This window comes from Allobosea lathyri, from assembly GCF_900108245.1.
In the GTDB taxonomy this organism is placed as follows: domain Bacteria; phylum Pseudomonadota; class Alphaproteobacteria; order Rhizobiales; family Beijerinckiaceae; genus Allobosea; species Allobosea lathyri.
The window spans coordinates 13,405-33,310 of sequence record NZ_FNUY01000003.1; the positions used below are offsets into that span (position 1 = coordinate 13,405).

Sequence of the window (19,906 nt, forward strand, 5' to 3'; positions counted from 1 at the left end):
CCCTGGCCGGGTTTGATGGATGGCACAGCCGCCATCAGCGAGCGAAAGACAGGTCATGAACGACGATCGCGTGAAGGAGCATATGGAGGTGATCGGCGCGGACGGAGTCCATGTCGGCACCGTCGATCGCGTCGAGAACGGCAGGATCAAGCTGACCAAGGCCGATAGCGGCGAGGGCCACCATAAGGGCCATCACCATTTCGTGGAACTGGGTCTGGTCGCGGATGTCGAAGGGCAGAAGGTGCGGCTATCGGCCAATGCGGCCGTCGCTGTCACGCTGGAAGAAGAGCAGTCCGGCAAGCCCGTCTGAGCGGCAGGTGAGGCACCTTCGACCTGCGCGGTTTGGGCCTGCCCGCGTGGGGGCATCCCGGCAGGAGCCCTCGGGTCCGACCTTCGGTCGGCCCAAGGATAAACTCCGCGCAGAGCCGGGATCCATGCCTGAACGATGACGGCAAGCGCTTCGGAATGGATCCCGGGTCAAGCCCGGGATGACCCAGTGTTTCCGAGTGCGATAAGCGCGCTCTAAGAGCCCAACGAAAGATCCAGCGCCAGCAACGCCTCGTCATGGAATACCCCATCGACGCAAAGCGCCTTCGTCTCGATGCCGTAGGTCTGGAAGCCAAGGCGCTCATACAGCGTCCGGGCGTGCTGGTTGGTCGACACGACATTGGCCTGCAGCATGACGACATGTCGCGCCGCATGCGCGATCACCGCTTCGACCAGCCCGCGCGCGATGCCGCGGCCGCGCTGTTCCGGCGCGACATAGACGCCCCAGAGCGTGCCTTTGTGCCGGCTCTTTGGCGACGTCGCCGCCATGAAGCCAGCAATTCCGACAAGCTGGTTCCCGGCAAAGGCGCCGAAGACGCGGCTCGGTTCAGGCGGGGCTATGCGCTCGGCAAAGGCCGAAACCGGACGCGCGGCTTCCTCGGCATGGCTGGCGCCGAAGGCTTCCGGCGCGGTGGCCAGCGCCTGCAGCCGCAGGTTTCGATAGGCTTCTGCATGGGTCGCGTTGAGCGGTTTGATCTTCACAGGCATGGCACGGCAGTATCGCAGTCCCGTCGCTTCAGTGGAAGTTCGCGCTGGCGCGCTCACCTGATCTCGGAGCCACGCCGTCATCCTGGGCTTCGCGCAGCGAAGTCCCGGGATCCATCGGAGAGCACCGCACCTTCCGATGGATCCCGGATCGGCGCCGCTTCGCGGCTTGTCCGGGATGACGCGGTGTTTCCAAGTGAGCGCGAAAAATCTAGCGCTTCAGGTTGACGATCACCACGCCGCCCAGCGCCATGGCGCCGCCGAGGATGCCGAACAGGGTCGGCACTTCGCCGAGCCAGAGGAAGCTGATCAGCGTCGCGACGGGCGGGGCGGCGTAGAGCAGGTTCGAGGCGCGCGCAGCGGGCAGGCGCGAGAGCAGCGTTGTCCAGGTCGCGTAGGTGATCAGGCTCGGCACGATCGCCAGGTAGAGCATGGCGTAGAGGCTCTCCGTCGAGGCGGTCTCCGCCTGGGCGATGCCGCTCGGCAGGAAGGGCGTCAGCAGGAGGCCGCCGACCACCATGTTCCAGGCCGTGACCGTGAGAGGCTTGTGGTGAGCGAAGAGGGGCTTCTGCACGATGGTCGTCAGCGAGTTGCAGAAGGCCGCGCCGAGCACGAGCAGCACGCCGAAGCCGAGATCGAGCGCCGCGCCGTTCTGCCCGAAGGCGATCAGCCCGACGCCCGAGAGCGAGATCGCGCTGCCGAGCCATTGCGAGCCGCTGAAACGCTCGCCAAGCACCAGCATGGCCAAGGCGGCCGTGATGATCGGATTGATGTTGATGATGAAGCTTGCCGCACCGGCCGAAACCGTCTGCTGACCGAGATTGAGCAACACGGTGTAGCCGGCGACGAAGACCAGCCCGCCAAAGCCGAAGCGCCAGGCGTCGCGCCATTCAGGCAGCTTCGGCCTGGTGATCGCGAGGAAGAGCGCGGCCGGAACGGCAGCGATGGCGAAGCGCACCGATCCCAGCTCGAGCGGCCCGAAACCGCCGAGCGCGGCGCGGATCGCCGGAAAGGCCGAAGCCCAGGCGATGATGGTGAAGATGGCAAGGCCGAGCGTGGCCGGGTCCATGGCGCCGGAGCCCGGCGCGGTCTTCAGGGGGAGGCTCGCTGAACTGCTGGACATGGTGCGCCTCGATGACGGGAACAGGTTGGCGCTGATAGACACCCGCATGAGCTGATTGACAAACGAGGAATTGAAGTATGAGCTGTGAGCATGGATCACAGCTCGATGCTTCCGCCGCTGGACACCCTGCGCGCCTTCGAGGCTGCGGCCCGCACCGGCAGCTTCTCGGCTGCGGCGGAAGCGCTGAACCTCACCCATGGCGCAGTCAGCCGCCAGGTCGCGAAGCTCGAGCATTGGCTGGGCCTGCGCGTCTTCGAGAGGCAGGCGCGCGGCGTCGGGCTGACGCCGGAGGGCCAGCGCCTGCTTCAGCGTACGCAGGAGGCCTTCGCGCTGATGGCCGACACCTCCGACCGCTGGACCGAGGCGCGCGGCGCCGCCGTCGTGCGCTTCAGCGCGACGCCATCGGTGTGTTCGCTCTGGCTGATGCCGCGCCTGCGCCTGTTCGAAGCCGGCGATCCCGCCTTGCGCATCGTGCTGCAGGTCGACCATCGCCGCGTCGATCTGGAGGATGAGGGCATCGATCTCGCCATACGCTGCGGGCGCGGCGGCGCGCCCGGCCGCGTTTCGGTGCAGTTGTTCGAGGAATGGTGTTTTCCGGTGGCCTCGCCCGAGCTTGCCCGGGCAATCGGGGAGGGGAGCCCCGCCCGCCTGCTGGAGCAGCCGCTGATCCATGATTCCGACGCCGCCGGCTGGCGGGCCTGGTTCGCGCGGCACGGGCTCGACTATCGTCCGCGCCCGCAGGACCGCAGGTTCGAGGATTACAATCTCGTGCTGGATGCCGCTGCCTGCGGGCTTGGCGTTGCGCTGGCGCGCCCGCCGTTGGCGCAGGCCCAGGTCGAATCCGGGCGGGTCGCGATGGTCGATGCGCGCACTGCGCTCAATCCCGTCTCCTACTGGCTCGACCGTCCGCTTGGCCAACCGCGCCCGGCGGCAACGGCCCTGGCCGGCAGGATCGCGGCGGAGGCGGGGCTGTCGGCGAGCAAGCTGGCCGGGTTTCTCAAGCTGGAGGCGAAGGCGGCTTGAGAGAACTTAGCCCTCATCCTGAGAGCCTGGCCGATAATGATGGACTTGTTTTCAAGAGCTTGAGTATCGGCAAAAGAGGCGTGGTCATCCCGGACGTAGCGAAGCGAAGATCCGGGATCCATTCCGGAACGTTGATTCCGAAAGGTTCAGGCATGGATCCCGGGTCTCCCTGCGGTCGCCCGGGATGACCGCCCGTTTCAATGCGAAATTCCAACCGACTGAGATCATTCAATACATTATCGGCCAGGCTCTGAGGAGCCGCAAAGCGGCGTCTCGAAGGATGCTCAGGAGGCTCTGGAACCATCTGGAGCATCCTTCGAGACGCCATTCCCCAGGGAATGGCTCCTCAGGATGGGGGCTGTGGGACGGTGAGATGGCCGAGAATGTCGGGCTCCGTCTCGAACCGGACGCACCACCCAGCGCGACATCATCAATCACCTAGGAGACGCGACCCCAGGGAAAACGCGCTGTCCTTCAGCTGTATCAAGGGCGGCGGAGCGGTCATGTCGGCTGGCTTCTCCGCCTTGCTTCCTGCTCTGACGAGGCGCGCTATCCAGATCTCGCCATCGGAATAATAGGGGTCGCCTTCGCCATTCCGGCCGGTCAGGGTTGGGCCGATGCCGTTCATCTGATCGATGCTGGTCACCATGCGGGCGTTGTTCAGGCCCTCGATCAGCCTGTTGCGCTCTTCATCGACATTGGGCGCGATGCGATGGGTGACCTGTCCGGTATCGCGGCTGAGCGTTACCCCGCTGTCGAATGTTGCCGAGCCCAGCCAGACGGGACGGGCATCGGCTCCGTCCGCGATCACCTGCCAGAGCCGCACATGCTCCCGGCGATCTGCACTGACGCCAACTGGTTTCTCAAATGCGAGGTCCTCGCGCCTTCCGTCGAAGAAGAGGGGGCTGACCGGCGCGGTTCTATAGGGCCTGTCGAGCAGGACACTCCCGATGATTTCTAGGCTGGTTTTCAGGGTAATCGGATCGGCCGGGTACCAGCCGGCGGCATGAAACGCCCGAACGACATCGTTGCGTCCCCCGATCAGGCCGATATTGATCGGGTCGCCGGCGATGCCCTGTGCGTTCGCAGTCACCATCGTCCGTTTCGACAGCCCCGGCTCATGCTCGACGCGCATCCAGATCGCCGGGAGAATGAGATAGCTGACGGCAAGGTAAAGCATGAGGATCACGACAAGCAGCTTTGCCGCTCGCCGCTTCCTCCGTGTCTGCCTTTTGCCAACGGGTTCGGTCGTCGGGGCCACCCGGATCACCTTCGATGAGCTTCGCGCGCATCGTCCGATGATTCATGAGCGGAGGAAAGAATGATTTTCGGGGCCTGATCATCGGAGCGTCCCCGCGATCACGCGATTTCCGCTTCGATCTCCCTTGCGGCCGGACGCTGCGCTTCATGCCCGCGCTCCAGTTCCCGCGTGATCTCCTGCGCATGAGCGAAGAAGCGTTCGCGGACCGCTCGCGCATGCGGGTTGGCGCGCTCGATGGCGTGGAAGACGCCGGGAGCATCATGGCGCACCATCTCGGTCGCCTGCATCAGCAGCTCGAAGCTTCTTGTCGTCATCCGGCCGGGCATCGGTTCCATCCTGACGAGGATCTTCGCCACGAGATGGGTCAGGCCCTGCACCATCGCCATGTCGCGATCATGCGCATCCGGGGTCGTCAGGATGACGTCGAGCTTGAGCTTCTGACGCAGGAAGGCTGCGATCCGCCGCCAGCTTTTGCCGCGGATCGGGCAGAGCGCCATCTTCAGGCCAGCTATGCCGCGGCTGGCGCTCTGGGGGCCGAAGAGCGGATGCGTGCCGATGATCTCGACGTTTTCGGGCAGTTCGGCCAGCATGATCCGTGCGGGCTCGATCTTCACCGAGCCGACATCGATCACCACGGCCCCGGGGCGCAGATGGGGTTTGAGCTCAGCGATCGCCGCCGACATCCGGTCGACCGGCACCGCCAGGATGACGATGTCGCAGCGCGCTGCGCCGCGCGCATCCGAGACGACCACCCTGTCCGGGCTCTCCTGCGGGATCGACTGGCAGGGGTCGGATACGACGAGCGGAGAATGTGGCGCGAGGTGCCGGGCGATCAGCCGGCCGAAGGCACCGAAGCCGATAATTCCGATCGATGGGGTGGTTTTGCGTCCGATAGTCATCGCGTTGTTCCCTGAGGGGCCGCGATGCCGGGTGATGACCTGTATTCAACCGCCAAACGCAGCGGTTGAACATGAAAATGCGCCCGCTCTTATGAAAAGAGCGCGTAATACTGCTGGGCGAGGAGCGGGGCGAAACGGGTCATGGCCCGGTTAAACCGCGCGGCCGGGAGCCTGTCAAGCTGAGCCTGTCAAGCCGGTGGGGCCGGCGCCAGGCCATGACGCAGCATAGTCTCCTTCAGCTTCGCGGGGTCGGGCGGGCCATCGGCCAGCAGCGCCGCCATCTCGCGGAAGTAGCCGGGACCAAGCACGCCCGGGCTCAGGACGCAGAGGCAGATTGCGGGCTCCTGCGTGTCGTTGCGGAAGCCGTGGATCACTCCGCGCCTGATGAAAGCGGTCTCGCCGGGCCCCAGCGCGACGTCCTGCCCGTCGATCCGGAAGGTGATCACGCCGCTCAGGCCGTAGACGGTCTCGTCCCAGCTTTCGTGGTGATGGGGGACGGGCACGCGGGCATTGGGCTCGACCGTCATCTCGAACATGTCGAGACTGCCCGAAGTGTCGTCCTTGCTCTGGAGGAAGCGAAGCTCCAGGCCCTTGATGCGAATGATCTCCGGCATGTCCCGATCTCCCCCCGATGCGGGCGCAGACTGGCGCAGATGCGGCGTGCCGGCAACGGGCCGTGCCGGGAAATTCAGGGGGAGAAGGCGCCTGCCGGCGAGTAGTCCGTCGGGGTCATCAGTCGATCCTCGATCGCGCCGACCATGTCGCCATGTTCCGCCCTGGTCACGCGCTTGATCTCGGCCCATTCGGGATCGGCCATGAAGGCTGCCCAGCACGCGGTCTTGGTCTGCGCGTCGCGCCAAGCGAGGAGATAGGCGAACTCGGTGCGCCCGGCGCTCGCGGTCTCCCACATCGCCAGGATCTGGAAGCCGTGATGCGCCATGATGGGCATGGCGTGGTCGCGGAAGCGGGCATGGAAGGCCGCCTTGTTGCGCTCGAAGATCTCGTAGATGCGCAGCTGATGGATCATGCTTGCCTCCGTCGTCCGTGCGCGAGAGCAGTTGTTTCTCAGGCGCGCCGCTTCGTCAGGCCGTCGCCTTGGCCTTTTCCGCCGCCATCATCTCGACGAAACGCTTGAACAGATAGTGGCTGTCCTGCGGGCCGGGCGAGGCTTCCGGATGGTGCTGCACGCTGAAGGCCGGGCGGTCGGTCAGGGCAAAGCCGCTGTTGGAACCGTCGAAGAGCGAGACATGGGTCTCGACCGCATGGGCCGGCAGCGAGGCCGGATCGACCGCAAAGCCGTGGTTCATCGAGACGATCTCGACCTTGCCGGTGGTCTTGTCCTGCACGGGATGGTTGGCGCCGTGGTGGCCCTGCTTCATCTTCATAGTCTGGCCGCCGACGGCGAGCGCCATCATCTGGTGTCCCAGGCAGATGCCGAAGGTCGGGATCTTCCGGTCCAGCAGTTCCTTGATCACCGGCACGGCGTATTCGCCGGTCGCGGCCGGGTCGCCGGGGCCGTTCGAAAGGAAGATGCCGTCCGGCTTCAGGGCCAGGATGTCGCTTGCGCTGGCGGTCGAGGGCACGATGGTGACGTCGCAGCCGGCCTTGGCGAGCAGCCGCAGGATGTTGCGCTTCACGCCATAGTCGATGGCGACGACCTTGTGGGCGACATTCTCACGCTTGCCATAGCCGGTGGGCCAGACCCAGGGGGTCTCGTCCCAGTCATAGCGCTGTGCGGCCGTGACCAGCGGCACGAGGTCGAGGCCGGCCATGTCGGGCAGGCTCTTGGCTTCGGCCTGCAGGCGCGGAATGTCGAAGACGCCGTCGGGGCTGTGGGCCAGAATGGCGTTGGGCATGCCGTTGTCGCGGATCAGCGCCGTCAGGGCCCTTGTATCGATGCCGGAGATGCCGACGATGTTGCGCGCCTTCAGCCAGGTGTCGAAATGGCGATGGCTGCGCCAGTTCGAGGGCTCGGTGATCGCGGCATGCAGCACGAGGCCGCGCACGCCAGACGAGGCGGCGGCGTTGATCGTCTCGGTGTCTTCCTCGTTCACGCCGACATTGCCGACATGGGGGAAGGTGAAGGTGATGATCTGGCCGGCATAGGACGGGTCGGTCAGGATTTCCTGATAACCGGTCATCGCCGTGTTGAAGCAGACTTCGCCCGGCGCCTCGCCGATGGCGCCGAGGCCGAAGCCTTCCAGCACCATGCCGTTCGCAAGCACCAGGAGCGCGGTCGCGCGCGGTTCGGTCCAGCCGCCTTCAGCGGGGTTTCCTTCGGAAGCGGTCATGTCTATGTCTCGGTCCAGGCCGCGCGAGCGCGGCAATGTTTTGAGGCGGGCAGCGGCTTGACGCTCCGCCGGTCTGGAGCGCGAGCCTTAAAGACGCGCCTCCATGCCGTCAATCGAAGCAGGCCAAAGTCCTTCTGCAAAAAGGACCTGGTCCCTCTGCAAAACGAGCCTTCGGCTTGAAAAAAGGAAGAGAATGATGAGCAGCCTGCGCGAGCGCTTCACGGCCGATCTCAAGGATGCGATGAAGGCCGGCGAGAAGGGCAAGGTCTCGACCATCCGCCTGATCACCTCAGGCCTGAAGGACAAGGACATCGAGGCGCGCGGCCTGGGCAAGCCCGAGACGACGCCCGACGAGATCCTCGCTTTGCTGCAGAAGATGGTGAAGCAGCGCCAGGAATCGATCGCGATCTATGATGCCAACGGCCGCCCGGAACTCGCTGCCGGCGAGCGCGCCGAGGTCGACGTCATCAATCTCTATCTGCCCAAGCCGATGTCCGAGGACGAGGTGAAGGCTGCGATCGCTGACGCGGTGACCGAGAGCGGCGCGGCTTCCGTCAAGGACATGGGCAAGGTCATCGCGATCCTGCGCGCGAAGTTCGCCGGCCAGATGGATTTCGCCAAGGCGAGCGGGCTGGTCAAGGCGGCGCTGAGCGGGTGAGCCGGGCGGCTCCGGAGACTGTCGGGAGCCTCCAGTCCTCGTCCTGAGGAGCGCCAGGAGGCTCTGGAACCAGCTGGAGCATCCTTCAAGACGCCGCTTAGCGGCTCCTCAGGATGAGGGCGGTGGGAATTTCCAGGCAGCCTCTCATGCCAGCGGCCTTTGAGGTCGATCGCTACGGCGCTATTGCGTCATTGCGAGCGCAGCGAAGCAATCCAGGGGCCGTCGAGCACTGCCGCCCTGGATTGCTTCGACGGCAGGCAGGCTCAAAGACCGCTGATATCAGGCCCGCTCCACATCCGTCTGCGAGAAATCATCGCCCTTGAACAAAAGCGGCCAGCCACGCGCTTTGGCGAGCGCGTAGGCGGCGCAATCGCCCATGTTGAGGTGGGCGGCGTGCCGGCCCTTGCCGAAGCGCTGGTAGGCGTCGAAGGCGAGGCGGCCCATCTCTTCGTCGAGCGCAACGACGTCGATGTCCCATTTCGCGAGAAGATCTTCGAGGCGGCCGGCTTCTATTCCTCGACCGAAGGTGATCACAAGGCGCGCTTCGAGCAGGTTGAGCGCACTGACGCAGCGGCGCGAAGTCGCGGCGAGGCTGTCCAGCAGGTTTTCGGCGTCATCCTCGCCGGAAACGATGGCCACGAGGGCGGATGCATCGATGACCAGCATCAAAGCAGGCCGTTTTCATCATAGCCGATGATGTCATCCATCTCCCGCTTGCTCATGGAATGGACCGGTCGCTCGACTTCGTGTTTCCGGTAGAACTCCGCCAGCCAGCGCCGTCCTTCGGCGATCCGCCGTGCTTTCTCCTGCTCCGGCAGGGCGTCGCTGTCGAGTTCGCTCTTTACAGCCTGACGCACTGCTTCGGTCAGGCTGACGCCGCGTCTGCGCGCGAGCGTACGCACGGCCTTCTCCGTCTCCGGGTCCTTGATGTTGAGAGCCATCGCTTTCTTCCTTTTACCCGATTTTCTTTATCATGGCGCTGTGGATAGCGCCAATAAACTACGTCGTTGCGACATCCATGATTGGCTTCCGCCGCGCACGCGCCCACATAGGACGACATGAAGTTTCCACCCTCCATCCTCGAGGAGATCAAGGCGCGGCTGCCGGTTTCGGCAGTGGTGGGCAAGCGCGTGCGCCTCGCCAAATCGGGCCGCGAGTGGAAGGGGCTGTCGCCGTTCAATGCGGAGAAGACGCCGTCCTTCTTCGTCAACGACCAGAAGGGTTCGTTCTTCGATTTCTCCTCGGGCAAGAACGGCGACATCTTCAAATTCGTGATGGAGACCGAAGGGCTCTCCTTCCCGGAGGCCGTCGAGAAGCTGGCCTTCGAGGCCGGCGTCGTGCTGCCCAAGATCACGCATGAAGCCCAGGTGCAGGAGGAGAAGCGCAAGGGGCTGCACGAGGTCGTCGAGCTCGCGGCGCGCTTCTTCGAGGCGGAGCTGATGGGCGAGCGCGGTGCCGGCGCGCGCCGCTATCTCGCTGGCCGGGGCCTCGATGGCGAGGCGCGGAAAGCGTTCCGCATCGGCTACGGGCCGCCGGACAGGTTCGCCCTGCGCGACCATCTTGCGGGCAAGGGCGTCGATGCGGCGCTGATGATGGAGACCGGGCTTCTGGTGCATGGCGAGGAGATCGCCGTGCCCTATGACCGCTTCCGCGACCGCATCATGTTCCCGATCCACGATTCGCGCGGGCGCGTCGTCGCCTTTGGCGGACGGGCGATGAGCGCCGAGGTTTCGGCGAAGTACCTGAACTCGCCGGAGACGCCGCTCTTCCACAAGGGCTCGCTGCTGTTCAACCACCATAACGCCCGCAAGGCCGCGCATGACACGGGCCAGGTCATCATCGTCGAGGGCTATGTCGACGTCATCGCGATGAGCCTTTCGGGCTTTCCGCAGACGGTGGCGCCGCTCGGCACGGCACTGACCGAGGACCAGCTGACCCTGCTCTGGCGCATGTCCGACGAGCCGGTGATCTGCCTCGACGGCGACAAGGCCGGGCGCAAGGCGGCAAGCCGCGCGATCGACCTCGCGCTGCCGATGCTGGAGCCGGGCAAGTCGCTCGCCTTCGCGATCCTGCCGGACGGGCAGGACCCCGACGATCTCGCGCGTTCGGGTGGCCGGGCGGCGATCATGGATGTGGTCGCGGCGGCGCGGCCGCTCGTCGACATGCTCTGGACGCGCGAGGTCGAGGCCGGCCCGCTCGACACGCCCGAACGCCGCGCCGCCTTCGAGCGCCGGCTGAAGGAGCCGCTTGGCCAGATCAAGGACGAGGCGACGCGCCGGCACTATCGCCGCGAAATGGACGAGCGGCTGGCGCAGCTTTTCGCCAGCAGCGTCCCGGCACGGCCCGAGCGCGGCCGCGAGGGTGGTTTCCAGCAACGCGGCGGCGGGCGAGGCAATGCGCGCAATGGCTGGCAGAATGCCGCGCCCTGGGCGACGGGGCCGCTCAAGGCCAGCAGCCAGCTGACGCAATCGCGGCTGATGGCGGGCCGTCGTGGCGAGGATGTCCGCGAAGCCTTCATCCTGCTGGCGCTGGCGAGCCATCCCGATCTGATCCTGCGCTGCGCCGATGAGATCGCCGATCTAGCGCTCGATGGTCCCGCCGCCGAACGTTTTCGCCAGGTTCTGCTGGAGGCGGCGCTGGACGACAGTCTGGACGAGGGCACGCTGGCGAATCGGTTGGCGCAACCGCGTGTGCGGGAGGCGCAGGGCGCGCTCATGGCCGTCACGGGCCCCGCCGAGCGATTAAAACTGGTGCAAGATGCTGATCCGGAATCGGTTTTTGACTCGATTCGTCAGGCTGTCGTCTTGCATCAGCGCGCGCGGACGTTACATAGCGAGCTGAAGGCAGCCGAGCGCGCATTGGCTGACGAAGCGACAGAAGCCAATTTCGCCTGGATCAAGGACGTCAAAGCCCGCCTCGAAACGATCGAGGGTACGGAGGCGATGTCCGGAGAATGAAGCCAGCGTTTGGGTGTCCGCCGTCTCGGTGCGTGCGAAGGTGTCGGGTGGTTCACGATTCGTCAACGATGATGGGTGCCATCTGCCGTAAGTGATTTGGGTGGGGTGAGCGCGCCGGACCAACGGCCGCGCCGCCCTTTTATGCGTCGGCGTATGGCTTCTTCCGAGCCGTGACGATGCGAGAGTGCGGAGCGCTGATTGATGGCGACGAAAGTGAGCGAGCGGGAAAAGACCGATCAGGTCGCGCCGGAAGCCCCCCCGACTTCTGATGGACCGTTGCTCGATCTGACCGATCAGGCCGTAAGGCGTATGATCAAGCTCGCCAAGAAGCGCGGCTATGTCACCTATGACGAACTGAACGAGGTTCTGCCCTCCGAGGAATTCTCCTCCGAGCAGATCGAGGACGTGCTTGGCCAGCTCAGCGAGCAGGGCATCAACGTCGTCGACAACGAAGACCCGGAGGCCTCGGGCGAGGAGCGTGCGGCTGCGCGCACCGGCGCCGGCGGCGACGAGGAAGAGGCCGAGGGCGGCGATCTCGCCGAGACGCAGCGCTCCGCGCTGCCCGTCGAGGTCAAGCGCAATCTCGAGCCGACCGAGCGCACCGACGATCCGGTCCGCATGTATCTGCGCGAGATGGGCTCGGTTGAGCTGCTCTCCCGCGAAGGCGAAATCGCCATCGCCAAGCGCATCGAGGCCGGCCGCGAGGCGATGATCGCCGGGCTCTGCGAGAGCCCGCTGACCTTCCAGGCCATTATCATCTGGCGCGACGAGCTCAACGAAGCCAAGGTTCTGCTGCGCGACATCATCGATCTCGAAGCGACCTATGCCGGTCCCGACGCCAAGAATCCGGCGCAGGCGCCCGGTGAAGGCGTCGAAGGTGGCGAGCCGGCCGAAGGTGCGCCGCCCGCGGGCGAAGTGCCGGAAGGCGAGCTGCCGTCCGACATGGACGATGACGATATCGAGAACAACGTCTCGCTCTCGGCGATGGAAGCCGAGCTCAAGCCGCGCGTGCTCGAAACCTTCGACTCGATCGCCAGCAACTACACCAAGCTGCGTCGCCTGCAGGATCAGGACATTGCCAACCGGCTGGAGAATACCAAGCTCTCGCCGTCGCAGGACCGCAAATACAAGAAGCTGAAAGACGACATCATCACCGCGGTGAAGTCGCTCTCGCTCAACAACAACCGCATCGAGGCTCTGGTCGAGCAGCTCTACGACATCAACAAGCGCCTGATCTCGCATGAGACCCGCCTGCTGCGTCTCGCCGAGAGCTATGGCGTCGGCCGCGAGGACTTCCTCAAGCAGCATGTCGGCGGCGAGCTCGACCCGAAATGGGTTCTGCGCGTTTCCAAGCTCGGCTCGCGCGGCTGGCGTGAATTCGTCGGCGCGGAACTGGAGCGGATCAAGAGCCTGCGCGAGGAGATCCACACGCTGGCCTCCGAGACCGGCCTGGAGATCCAGGAATTCCGCAAGATCGTGCTGATGGTCCAGAAGGGCGAGCGCGAGGCCAGGCAGGCGAAGAAGGAGATGATCGAGGCCAATCTTCGCCTCGTGATCTCGATCGCCAAGAAATACACCAATCGCGGCCTGCAGTTCCTCGACCTGATCCAGGAAGGCAATATCGGCCTGATGAAGGCGGTCGACAAGTTCGAGTACCGCCGCGGCTATAAGTTCTCGACCTATGCGACCTGGTGGATCCGCCAGGCGATCACCCGTTCGATCGCCGACCAGGCCCGCACGATCCGCATCCCCGTCCACATGATCGAGACGATCAACAAGATCGTGCGGACCTCGCGCCAGATGCTGCACGAGATCGGCCGCGAGCCGACCCCGGAAGAGCTGGCCGAGAAGCTGGCCATGCCGCTGGAGAAGGTCCGCAAGGTCCTGAAGATCGCCAAGGAGCCGATCTCGCTTGAGACCCCGATCGGCGATGAGGAAGATAGCCATCTCGGCGACTTCATCGAGGACAAGAACGCAATCCTGCCGATCGACGCGGCGATCCAGAGCAATTTGCGCGAGACCACCACGCGCGTTCTGGCTTCGCTGACACCGCGCGAGGAGCGCGTGCTGCGCATGCGCTTCGGCATCGGCATGAACACCGACCACACCCTCGAAGAGGTCGGCCAGCAGTTCAGCGTGACCCGCGAGCGCATCCGGCAGATCGAGGCGAAGGCGCTCAGGAAGCTGAAGCATCCGTCGCGAAGCCGGAAGCTCAGGAGCTTCCTGGATAATTGAGTTTTCGAAGGCGGGCCGCGAGGCCCGCCTTTTTCTTGTCGCGAGCGTCATGCCCACGATCTCGATCTTCTTTGGCTTTATCGTGCAGATGTATTGGCGCGACCATCCGCCGCCGCACATCCATGCCTTCTACCAGGGGCATGAAGTTCTGATCGCGATTGAGACCGGCGAGGTGGTTGCGGGTGCGATGCCGCCTGCGGCATTGCGCCTTTTACGAGCTTGGGTTCAGCGAAGGCGCGACGAGTTGATGTCGAACTGGGAGCGTGGGAGACTGCACGAACCGTTCGAGGCCGTGCCTGGAGCAGATGTCGAATGATCGAACTCATCAAGTTGATAGAGGTGAGGGCGTTGGAGCATCCTAGGCTCTGGCTGAAGTTCTCCGATGGCCGCGAGGGCGTGCGTGATCTGAGCGATCTCCTGACCGAGGGGGGCGCAATGGTGGAGCCGCTGCGCGATCCCGCCATGTTCGCCAGAGTTTTCGTGCAGTTCGGTGTCCCGACATGGCCGAACGGCTTTGATCTCGATGCGATGGCGCTTCATGACGAGATGGCGCGAGCAGGATTGCTGAGCCCGCCACGCGCGGCGTGATCTTTGACGTTGTCCAGCCCGACTGGAGCTTTGCCCATGTCCCCCGAATTCCTCCTGACCTCGCTGATCATCGTCGCGTCGCCCGGCACGGGCGCGATCTATACGATCGCCGCCGGGCTCACGCGCGGCTCCCGGGCCAGCGTGCTGGCCGCCTTCGCCTGCACGCTGGGGATCGTGCCGCATCTGATCGCGGCGATGATGGGCATCGCGGCGCTGCTGCACACCAGCGCGCTCGCCTTCGCGATCGTGAAATATGCCGGCGTCGCCTATCTGCTCTTCATGGCCTGGCAGACGCTGAAGGAGCATGGCGCGCTCAAGGTCGAGACGAAGGCCGATCCGCGCTCGGGCTGGCGCGTCCTTCTGGACGGCATCGCGATCAACCTGCTCAATCCCAAGCTGTCGATCTTCTTCGTCGCCTTCCTGCCGCAGTTCATCGCGGCGGGAGAACCAAGCCCGCTCCTGCGCATGTTGGAGCTGTCGGGCGTGTTCATGGCGATGACCTTCGTGGTTTTCGCGCTCTATGGCCTGTTCGCCGCGGCGATGCGCGACAAGGTCGTCAGCCGCCCGGCGGTGATGGCCTGGCTGCGGCGCACCTTTGCCGCCGCCTTCGTGGCTTTGGGCGCCAAGCTCGCGCTGACCGAGCGCTAGGCGGGCGGCGCGATGATCTCGCAATCGGTTCTCGCGATCGAGACGCGCGGGGCCGGACTCTATGAGTTCACCGACCGCGTCGTGGCCTTCATTCGCTCAGCCGGTGTCGAAAGGGGTTTGCTGACGCTGTTCCTGCGCCATACCTCCTGCTCGCTGCTGATCCAGGAGAATGCCGATCCCGATGTGCGTGTTGATCTCGACGCGTTCTTTCAGCGGCTGGCGCCATCCGCGGACGATCCGGCGATGGACTATCTGATCCATCGGGCGGAGGGGCCCGACGACATGCCGGCCCATATCAAGGCGGCGCTGACGCCGGTCTCCCTGTCGATCCCCGTGATGGATGGCCGCCTCGCGCTCGGCCAGTGGCAGGGCATCTATCTGTTCGAGCATCGCCGCAGGCCGCATCGGCGCGAGGTCGCGCTGCATCTGGCGGGCTAGTCTCCTACCGGCCGGCGAAGATGTCGGGCGACGGCACCGGCTCCCAGCCCTGGCCCGAGGCGATGAGGCAGCTCAGACCTTGCGGCGTGGTGGCAAAGACGGTCCAGGAGCCGGACTGGTTGGCGAAGAGCTCCAGGACGAAGCCGCCATTGGCGAGGCCGCTGCCAATCTCGCGCTCCCCGAACAGGCTCTGCAGATGGGCGATCACCTGCGTCCGGTCGGAGCAAGGCGGGCCGCGCGGCGCCTGGGCCTGTGCGACAGTGGCCAATCCCAGCGCAGCCAGAACCAGCCAGACGATCGAAAGATGCTTGAGGAATCGCATGACCACCTCCCTGTCCAGGGGGCGGCCGCGAGAAGCGAATGTGGCGTCGAGGGGCCGTGCGGTCGCCCATGACAGCTTGAATCTGGGGATTTCGCCGCTTGCCTTCAAGGTTCGAAGCCTCGCGCTATGGGCCATAATCGGGCGCGAAGCCGGCTCCCCCTGGCTGCGATCCTGCCCTATAAGAGCAAATCTTGATTTCGGAGGTTCCATGTCGTTCTTCAAATCCCTGTTCGGCGGACGCAAGGCCGCAAGCGAGGAGCCGGCCGGCCCGGTCAAGAGCCTGGAGCACAAGGGTTTCATGATCCATGCGACGCCCTATCAGGAGGGCGGGCAGCACCAGCTCTGCGGTGTCATCGAGAAGGAGATCGACGGCGAGTTGCGCAGCCACCGCTTCGTGCGGGCCGATCGCTTCCCCGGCGTGGCCGAAGCCGCCGATTTCGCCCTGATCAAGGGCCAGCAGATCATCGACGAACAGGGCGACGGGTTGTTCAAATAATATCCAAGATCATTGGAGAATTCAGAGCCATCTGAAACTCCAGCCCTCATCCTGAGGAGCCATTTCGTTGGAAATGGCGTCTCGAAGGATGGTCCAGAGGGTTCCGGAGGCTCCTGAATCATCCTTCGAGACGCCGCTTTGCGGCTCCTCAGGATGAGGGCTGAGGGAGTTACCGGGATACTTATCCCCGCTCCCCAGGCCTGCGCTTATGCTGCGCCTGCTTTACCCGACCAAGGGGGCTGTCGCGAGGCATCGTGCGGCCGGGTGAAGTTGCGGTTTTCGCCGTCTTGCGTCGTTGCTGGCGCGAGGTGACGGAGGTGTCGGTGGTCGCCATGCAGGTGACCCAGGCTGCGTGGTCCCGAGGGTTGGGATCGCTCAAGAGCCACCGGCGCAGAAAACAGCCGTGCGCGGGGCGAGGCAGCGGCTGTTGGCGCTGCTTCGACATCTCGACATCGACTTCGACATCGGCATGCGGTCGCCTCGCATGCCGCAGCCTTGCCCCGCGCATCCCCTTGGATACGCCTTCAAAAGCCCGGTACCTCGCGGCAAGCAGCCGGCGGGGCCGTGCGCGCGTGCCTTCTCCCCTCGCGGGAGAAGGTGGCAGCGCGAAGCGCTGACGGATGAGGGGGCGCACTGCCGGTGCCGATTGGCGAAATATCAGCCGAACACATTTGAAAGCGCACGGCGCCCCTCATCCGCCCCTGCCGGGGCACCTTCTCCCGCGAGGGGAGAAGGGAAGGGGCGCGGCGTGTTTTCGCGAGCAACCAACCGAGCACGCCGCCAACGCCGGCCCGCCCTGTCATCGCTGCGCTTGCTCCGCCGGTCGGCGCTGCCTAATCCTCACGCACGACAAGAGCAGGCCGTGCTTCAAATCGGCCATCCGAGGAAACATGTCAGCTGACGACCAGCGCTACGCGCCCGATTCATCCTATGCCTGGCTGCGGCTGGTCATGTCGCTCGTGCTGGGCACGGTCGCCTGTGTCGGCACCTGGTCGGTCGTCGTCGTGCTTCCTTCCGTGCAGCAGGAATTCGGCACGCTGCGCGCGGGCGCCGCGCTGCCCTATACCTGCGTGATGCTCGGCTTCGGCTTCGGCAACATCGCCATGGGCCGGATCGCTGATCGCTTCGGCATCGTCGTTCCGATCGTTGCGGGCGCCCTGCTGCTCGGCTCCGGCTACATGCTGGCCGGGCTCGCGCAATCGCTCTGGCAGTTCGCGCTCATTCATCTCGTGCTGATCGGTGTCGGCGGGGGCGCGGGGTTTGCACCGCTGATCGCCGATCTCTCGCACTGGTTCCGCAAGCATCGTGGGCTGGCCGTCGTGTTCGGGGCGTCGGGCAGCTATCTCGCCGGCGTGATCTGGCCGCAGGTCATCACCTGGGGGCTTCAGAACCATGGCTGGCGCGCGACGCATATCGGCATCGGCGTGGTGGCGCTGGTCGTGATGCTGCCGCTGGCGCTGTTCTTCCGCCGTCGTCCCTCGCATGAGCAGATGGCGGCCGACGAGGCTGCGAGCGCGGGAGCGCGGGGCGATCTGGGGCTCAGCGCGAGCCAGCTGCAATGGTTGCTCGCGATCGCCGGCTTCAGCTGCTGCGTGGCGATGGCGATGCCGCAGGTCCATATCGTCGCCTATTGCGGCGATCTCGGCTACGGCGTCGCGCGCGGCGCGGAAATGCTGTCGCTGATGCTGCTGCTCGGCATCATCAGCCGCATCGGCTCGGGCTTCGTTGCCGACCGGATCGGCGGCGTCGCGACGCTGGCTCTGGGCGCGCTGATGCAGGGCATCGCGCTGTTCCTCTATCTCTGGTTCGACGGATTGACCTCGCTCTTCATCGTCACCGGCATCTTCGGCCTGTTTCAGGGGGGGATCGTGCCGATGTATGCCGTGATCATCCGCGAATACTTGCCCGCCAAGGAGGCCGGCGTGCGCATCGGCATCGTGATGTCGGCGACGGTGCTGGGCATGGCGTTCGGCGGCTATGTCTCGGGCGCGATCTTCGACTATTTCGCCTCCTACCGCGTCGCCTTCCTGAACGGGCTCGCCTGGAACCTCGTCAATGTCGTGCTGGTCTGTTGGCTGATGCTGCGGTCGAGGTCGAGGGTGGCGGCTGCGGTGTAGAGCGCCAGCCGTCATTGCGAGCGTAGCGAAGCAATCCAGGGGGACGTAGCGCGAGCCCTGCTGGATCGCTTCGCTACGCTCGCAATGACGGGGGCCGGCTCGTGCGGCCCTGATCTCGACCTTTCAGCTTGCCGAAGCCGCCGGCCGATAGGTCCCAAAACACCAGACATGGCCTTCCGGGTCCTTGCAGATGAAGTCGCGGCTGCCATAGGGCTGGTCGGTCGGCTCCATGCAGATTTCGGCGCCGGCCTTGCGGGCGCGCTCGCAGCGGGCGTCGATGTTGTCGGTGGCGATATAGGGCGAGGCCGTGGTGCCGCCGAGCTTGCCCGGCCGTGCGACAAGCTTGCCGAACTGGTTGTTCTCGTCGGAACCGAGCATGACGTAGCTTTCGCCCATGCGCAGCTCGCCATGGAGCAGGGTCTTGCCGTCTTCAGAGTAATAGGCGGCGTGCTTCTCGAAGCCGAAGGCCTCGATCAGCCAGTCATACATTTTCGGGGCGTCGGCATAGCGCAGCGAGACGCAGATCATGGCGGGTGGCAGGGTCATGGCGTTCCTCCCCGGAGCGAGCTTTCAGGCTTCCGCTTGACGGGAGCCTGCCGCGCGTCCGATGTCGATGCAACCACAAGTCTTCCGGGAGAGTCGTCCATGCTCTTGACCATGATCGCCGGCCACCTGCCCAAGCCCGCCTGGCTCGCGGCTGGTGCCGCCCAGGTCAGGGCTGGGCTGGGCCGGGTCTGATGGCGGTCGCGCGGCGGCGCGCCGTCACTCCCGCGGAAGCACGCCGGCGCTTCGCCCGCAATCTAGCGCGCGCGCTTGCCGTCTGGCTTGGCCTGGCCGTGGTCGGGATGGCGATCGGCATGGTCGGCTACATGGCGACCGAGGGCATGAGCGCCATCGACGCTTATGTGAATGCGGCTATGATCCTGTCCGGCATGGGCCCGGTGGACCAGCTCAAGACGGAGGGCGGCAAGTTCTTCGCCGGCAGCTATGCGCTGTTCTCGGGCCTGTTCGTGGTGATCGCGACCGGGTTCGTGCTGGCGCCGATATTCCACCATGTGCTTCACCGCTTCCATGTCGAACAGGGAAAGAATGACGATGACTGAGCCTGGCCTGACGCCCGAGGAAGAGCCGCGCGGGGACCTCACCGTGCGCGTCAACGCGATGCCGGCCGACACCAACGCCAATGGCGACATTTTCGGCGGCTGGGTGATGTCGCGGATGGATGCGGCTGGCGGCATTGCCGGCGTCGACCGGGCGCAGGGCAGGGTGGTGACGATCGCAGTCGACGCCATGACCTTCATCCGGCCGGTCAAGGTCGGCGACGTGCTCAGCGTCTATACCGAGGTGGAGTCGATCGGCCGCACCTCGATGAAGATCCATGTCGAGGCCTGGGCCCGGCGCTTCCGTACCACGCTGCATGAGAAGGTCACCGACGCCACCTTCACCTTCGTCGCGATCGACGAGGAGGGGCGCCCGCGCCCCGTGCCGAAACTGCCGGAAAGCTGAGCGCTGCCATCTGTCTTTCATGCTCGGAACCACGTCGTCATCCTGGACAAGCGGCGAAGCCGCGCAGCTCCGGGATCCATCGTAGAAGTTCGCAGCCCTACGATGGATCCCGGGCCTCCGCTTCGCTACGCCCCAGGATGACGACGGGGTTCCCAGCCAAAACAGCATGCTCCAGCGCGAAATGTGGGGCTCCCGGGGACACAGGTCCTAACGGAACATGAAGCAGCCCCTCCGCGCAGTGATTCAGAAGAATCCGCCTCATTAAGCGTTCTTTAAACGCATCTGCGTGATCTTGAGCCCCGACAGACCCAA

Annotated in this window: 24 protein-coding genes; 13 read left to right on the forward strand and 11 right to left on the reverse strand. The window is 65.1% G+C overall.

The features are described 5' to 3' along the window. Positions 1-55: 55 nt before the first annotated feature. Positions 56-310, forward strand: coding sequence for a DUF2171 domain-containing protein (locus tag C4S73_RS07545; RefSeq protein ID WP_103871899.1), 255 nt, complete (start codon positions 56-58; stop codon positions 308-310). A gap of 212 nt (positions 311-522) precedes the next feature. On the opposite strand, the gene C4S73_RS07550 is transcribed toward C4S73_RS07545, so the two are convergent. Further along, positions 523-1,035 carry a GNAT family N-acetyltransferase gene (locus C4S73_RS07550; protein ID WP_160115686.1) on the reverse strand — a complete coding sequence of 171 codons (513 nt, stop codon included), beginning with the start codon at positions 1,033-1,035 and terminating at the stop codon, positions 523-525. A gap of 208 nt (positions 1,036-1,243) precedes the next feature. Further along, entirely contained in the window at positions 1,244-2,155 is a 912-nt protein-coding gene (locus C4S73_RS07555; RefSeq protein WP_425290322.1) for a DMT family transporter, read from the reverse strand. Between the two features lie 90 nt (positions 2,156-2,245). On the opposite strand from C4S73_RS07555, the gene C4S73_RS07560 reads away from it, so the two are divergent. After that, positions 2,246-3,178, forward strand: a complete 933-nt coding sequence (locus C4S73_RS07560) for a LysR substrate-binding domain-containing protein (RefSeq protein WP_103871902.1) — start codon at positions 2,246-2,248, stop codon at positions 3,176-3,178. 430 nt (positions 3,179-3,608) lie between these two features. Here the strand turns inward: C4S73_RS07560 and C4S73_RS07565 are convergent, their stop codons facing one another. The 5 genes from C4S73_RS07565 to carA all read right to left on the reverse strand — a co-directional run bounded on the left by C4S73_RS07565 (position 3,609) and on the right by carA (position 7,629). Further along, positions 3,609-4,358, reverse strand: coding sequence for an LssY C-terminal domain-containing protein (locus tag C4S73_RS07565; protein WP_103871903.1), 750 nt, complete (start codon positions 4,356-4,358; stop codon positions 3,609-3,611). Between the two features lie 179 nt (positions 4,359-4,537). Continuing rightward, the gene (locus C4S73_RS07570) at positions 4,538-5,338 is read right to left on the reverse strand and encodes a prephenate dehydrogenase/arogenate dehydrogenase family protein (protein ID WP_103871904.1); all 801 of its coding nucleotides are present in this window, start codon (positions 5,336-5,338) and stop codon (positions 4,538-4,540) included. Between the two features lie 188 nt (positions 5,339-5,526). Next, complete coding sequence (locus C4S73_RS07575) at positions 5,527-5,952, reverse strand: cupin domain-containing protein (protein WP_103871905.1); 426 nt, start codon at positions 5,950-5,952, stop codon at positions 5,527-5,529. A 74-nt stretch (positions 5,953-6,026) separates the two neighbouring features. Continuing rightward, positions 6,027-6,365, reverse strand: a complete 339-nt coding sequence (locus tag C4S73_RS07580) for an NIPSNAP family protein (protein ID WP_103871906.1) — start codon at positions 6,363-6,365, stop codon at positions 6,027-6,029. 55 nt (positions 6,366-6,420) lie between these two features. After that, positions 6,421-7,629, reverse strand: a complete 1,209-nt coding sequence (carA, locus tag C4S73_RS07585; protein ID WP_103871907.1) for a glutamine-hydrolyzing carbamoyl-phosphate synthase small subunit — start codon at positions 7,627-7,629, stop codon at positions 6,421-6,423. A gap of 196 nt (positions 7,630-7,825) precedes the next feature. Between carA and C4S73_RS07590 the strand changes: the two genes are divergently transcribed. Beyond that, positions 7,826-8,287 (forward strand): GatB/YqeY domain-containing protein, encoded by a 462-nt coding sequence (locus C4S73_RS07590; protein WP_103872395.1) that lies wholly within the window; start codon positions 7,826-7,828, stop codon positions 8,285-8,287. Positions 8,288-8,566: 279 nt separating this feature from the next. Here the strand turns inward: C4S73_RS07590 and C4S73_RS07595 are convergent, their stop codons facing one another. Both C4S73_RS07595 and C4S73_RS07600 read right to left on the reverse strand, forming a co-directional pair. Continuing rightward, complete coding sequence (locus C4S73_RS07595) at positions 8,567-8,953, reverse strand: type II toxin-antitoxin system VapC family toxin (RefSeq protein WP_244595490.1); 387 nt, start codon at positions 8,951-8,953, stop codon at positions 8,567-8,569. Beyond that, positions 8,953-9,228: a type II toxin-antitoxin system VapB family antitoxin gene (locus C4S73_RS07600; protein WP_103871908.1), complete on the reverse strand. Its 276-nt coding sequence runs from the start codon at positions 9,226-9,228 to the stop codon at positions 8,953-8,955. Before C4S73_RS07600 ends, C4S73_RS07595 begins: the two co-directional genes overlap by 1 nt. Before the next feature lie 117 nt (positions 9,229-9,345). On the opposite strand from C4S73_RS07600, the gene dnaG reads away from it, so the two are divergent. The 6 genes from dnaG to C4S73_RS07630 all read left to right on the forward strand — a co-directional run bounded on the left by dnaG (position 9,346) and on the right by C4S73_RS07630 (position 15,153). Then, positions 9,346-11,244, forward strand: a complete 1,899-nt coding sequence (gene dnaG / locus C4S73_RS07605) for a DNA primase (protein ID WP_103871909.1) — start codon at positions 9,346-9,348, stop codon at positions 11,242-11,244. 201 nt (positions 11,245-11,445) lie between these two features. Next, positions 11,446-13,479: an RNA polymerase sigma factor RpoD gene (gene rpoD, locus C4S73_RS07610; protein ID WP_103871910.1), complete on the forward strand. Its 2,034-nt coding sequence runs from the start codon at positions 11,446-11,448 to the stop codon at positions 13,477-13,479. Between the two features lie 49 nt (positions 13,480-13,528). After that, entirely contained in the window at positions 13,529-13,795 is a 267-nt protein-coding gene (locus tag C4S73_RS07615; protein ID WP_103871911.1) for a DUF4160 domain-containing protein, read from the forward strand. Next, entirely contained in the window at positions 13,792-14,067 is a 276-nt protein-coding gene (locus C4S73_RS07620) for a DUF2442 domain-containing protein (RefSeq protein WP_103871912.1), read from the forward strand. Before C4S73_RS07615 ends, C4S73_RS07620 begins: the two co-directional genes overlap by 4 nt. 36 nt (positions 14,068-14,103) lie before the next feature. After that, positions 14,104-14,715: a LysE family translocator gene (locus C4S73_RS07625; protein WP_103871913.1), complete on the forward strand. Its 612-nt coding sequence runs from the start codon at positions 14,104-14,106 to the stop codon at positions 14,713-14,715. A 12-nt stretch (positions 14,716-14,727) separates the two neighbouring features. Then, complete coding sequence (locus C4S73_RS07630; RefSeq protein WP_425290323.1) at positions 14,728-15,153, forward strand: secondary thiamine-phosphate synthase enzyme YjbQ; 426 nt, start codon at positions 14,728-14,730, stop codon at positions 15,151-15,153. 4 nt (positions 15,154-15,157) lie between these two features. Here C4S73_RS07630 and C4S73_RS07635 read toward each other — a convergent pair whose 3' ends face one another. Then, positions 15,158-15,475: a hypothetical protein gene (locus C4S73_RS07635; RefSeq protein ID WP_146071297.1), complete on the reverse strand. Its 318-nt coding sequence runs from the start codon at positions 15,473-15,475 to the stop codon at positions 15,158-15,160. A 208-nt stretch (positions 15,476-15,683) separates the two neighbouring features. Between C4S73_RS07635 and C4S73_RS07640 the strand changes: the two genes are divergently transcribed. Together C4S73_RS07640 and C4S73_RS07645 are read left to right on the forward strand one after the other, a co-directional pair. Continuing rightward, on the forward strand, positions 15,684-15,971 hold the full coding sequence (locus C4S73_RS07640; protein WP_103871915.1) for an HlyU family transcriptional regulator: 288 nt from the start codon (positions 15,684-15,686) through the stop codon (positions 15,969-15,971). 890 nt (positions 15,972-16,861) lie between these two features. Then, positions 16,862-18,088 carry an MFS transporter gene (locus tag C4S73_RS07645; protein WP_103871916.1) on the forward strand — a complete coding sequence of 409 codons (1,227 nt, stop codon included), beginning with the start codon at positions 16,862-16,864 and terminating at the stop codon, positions 18,086-18,088. Positions 18,089-18,211: 123 nt separating this feature from the next. Here C4S73_RS07645 and C4S73_RS07650 read toward each other — a convergent pair whose 3' ends face one another. Further along, positions 18,212-18,634: a VOC family protein gene (locus C4S73_RS07650; RefSeq protein WP_103871917.1), complete on the reverse strand. Its 423-nt coding sequence runs from the start codon at positions 18,632-18,634 to the stop codon at positions 18,212-18,214. 191 nt (positions 18,635-18,825) lie between these two features. On the opposite strand from C4S73_RS07650, the gene C4S73_RS07655 reads away from it, so the two are divergent. Next, on the forward strand, positions 18,826-19,191 hold the full coding sequence (locus C4S73_RS07655; protein ID WP_103871918.1) for a hypothetical protein: 366 nt from the start codon (positions 18,826-18,828) through the stop codon (positions 19,189-19,191). Beyond that, positions 19,184-19,594: an acyl-CoA thioesterase gene (locus C4S73_RS07660; protein ID WP_103872398.1), complete on the forward strand. Its 411-nt coding sequence runs from the start codon at positions 19,184-19,186 to the stop codon at positions 19,592-19,594. The genes C4S73_RS07655 and C4S73_RS07660 overlap by 8 nt, the downstream gene beginning before the upstream one ends. Positions 19,595-19,906: the final 312 nt, after the last annotated feature.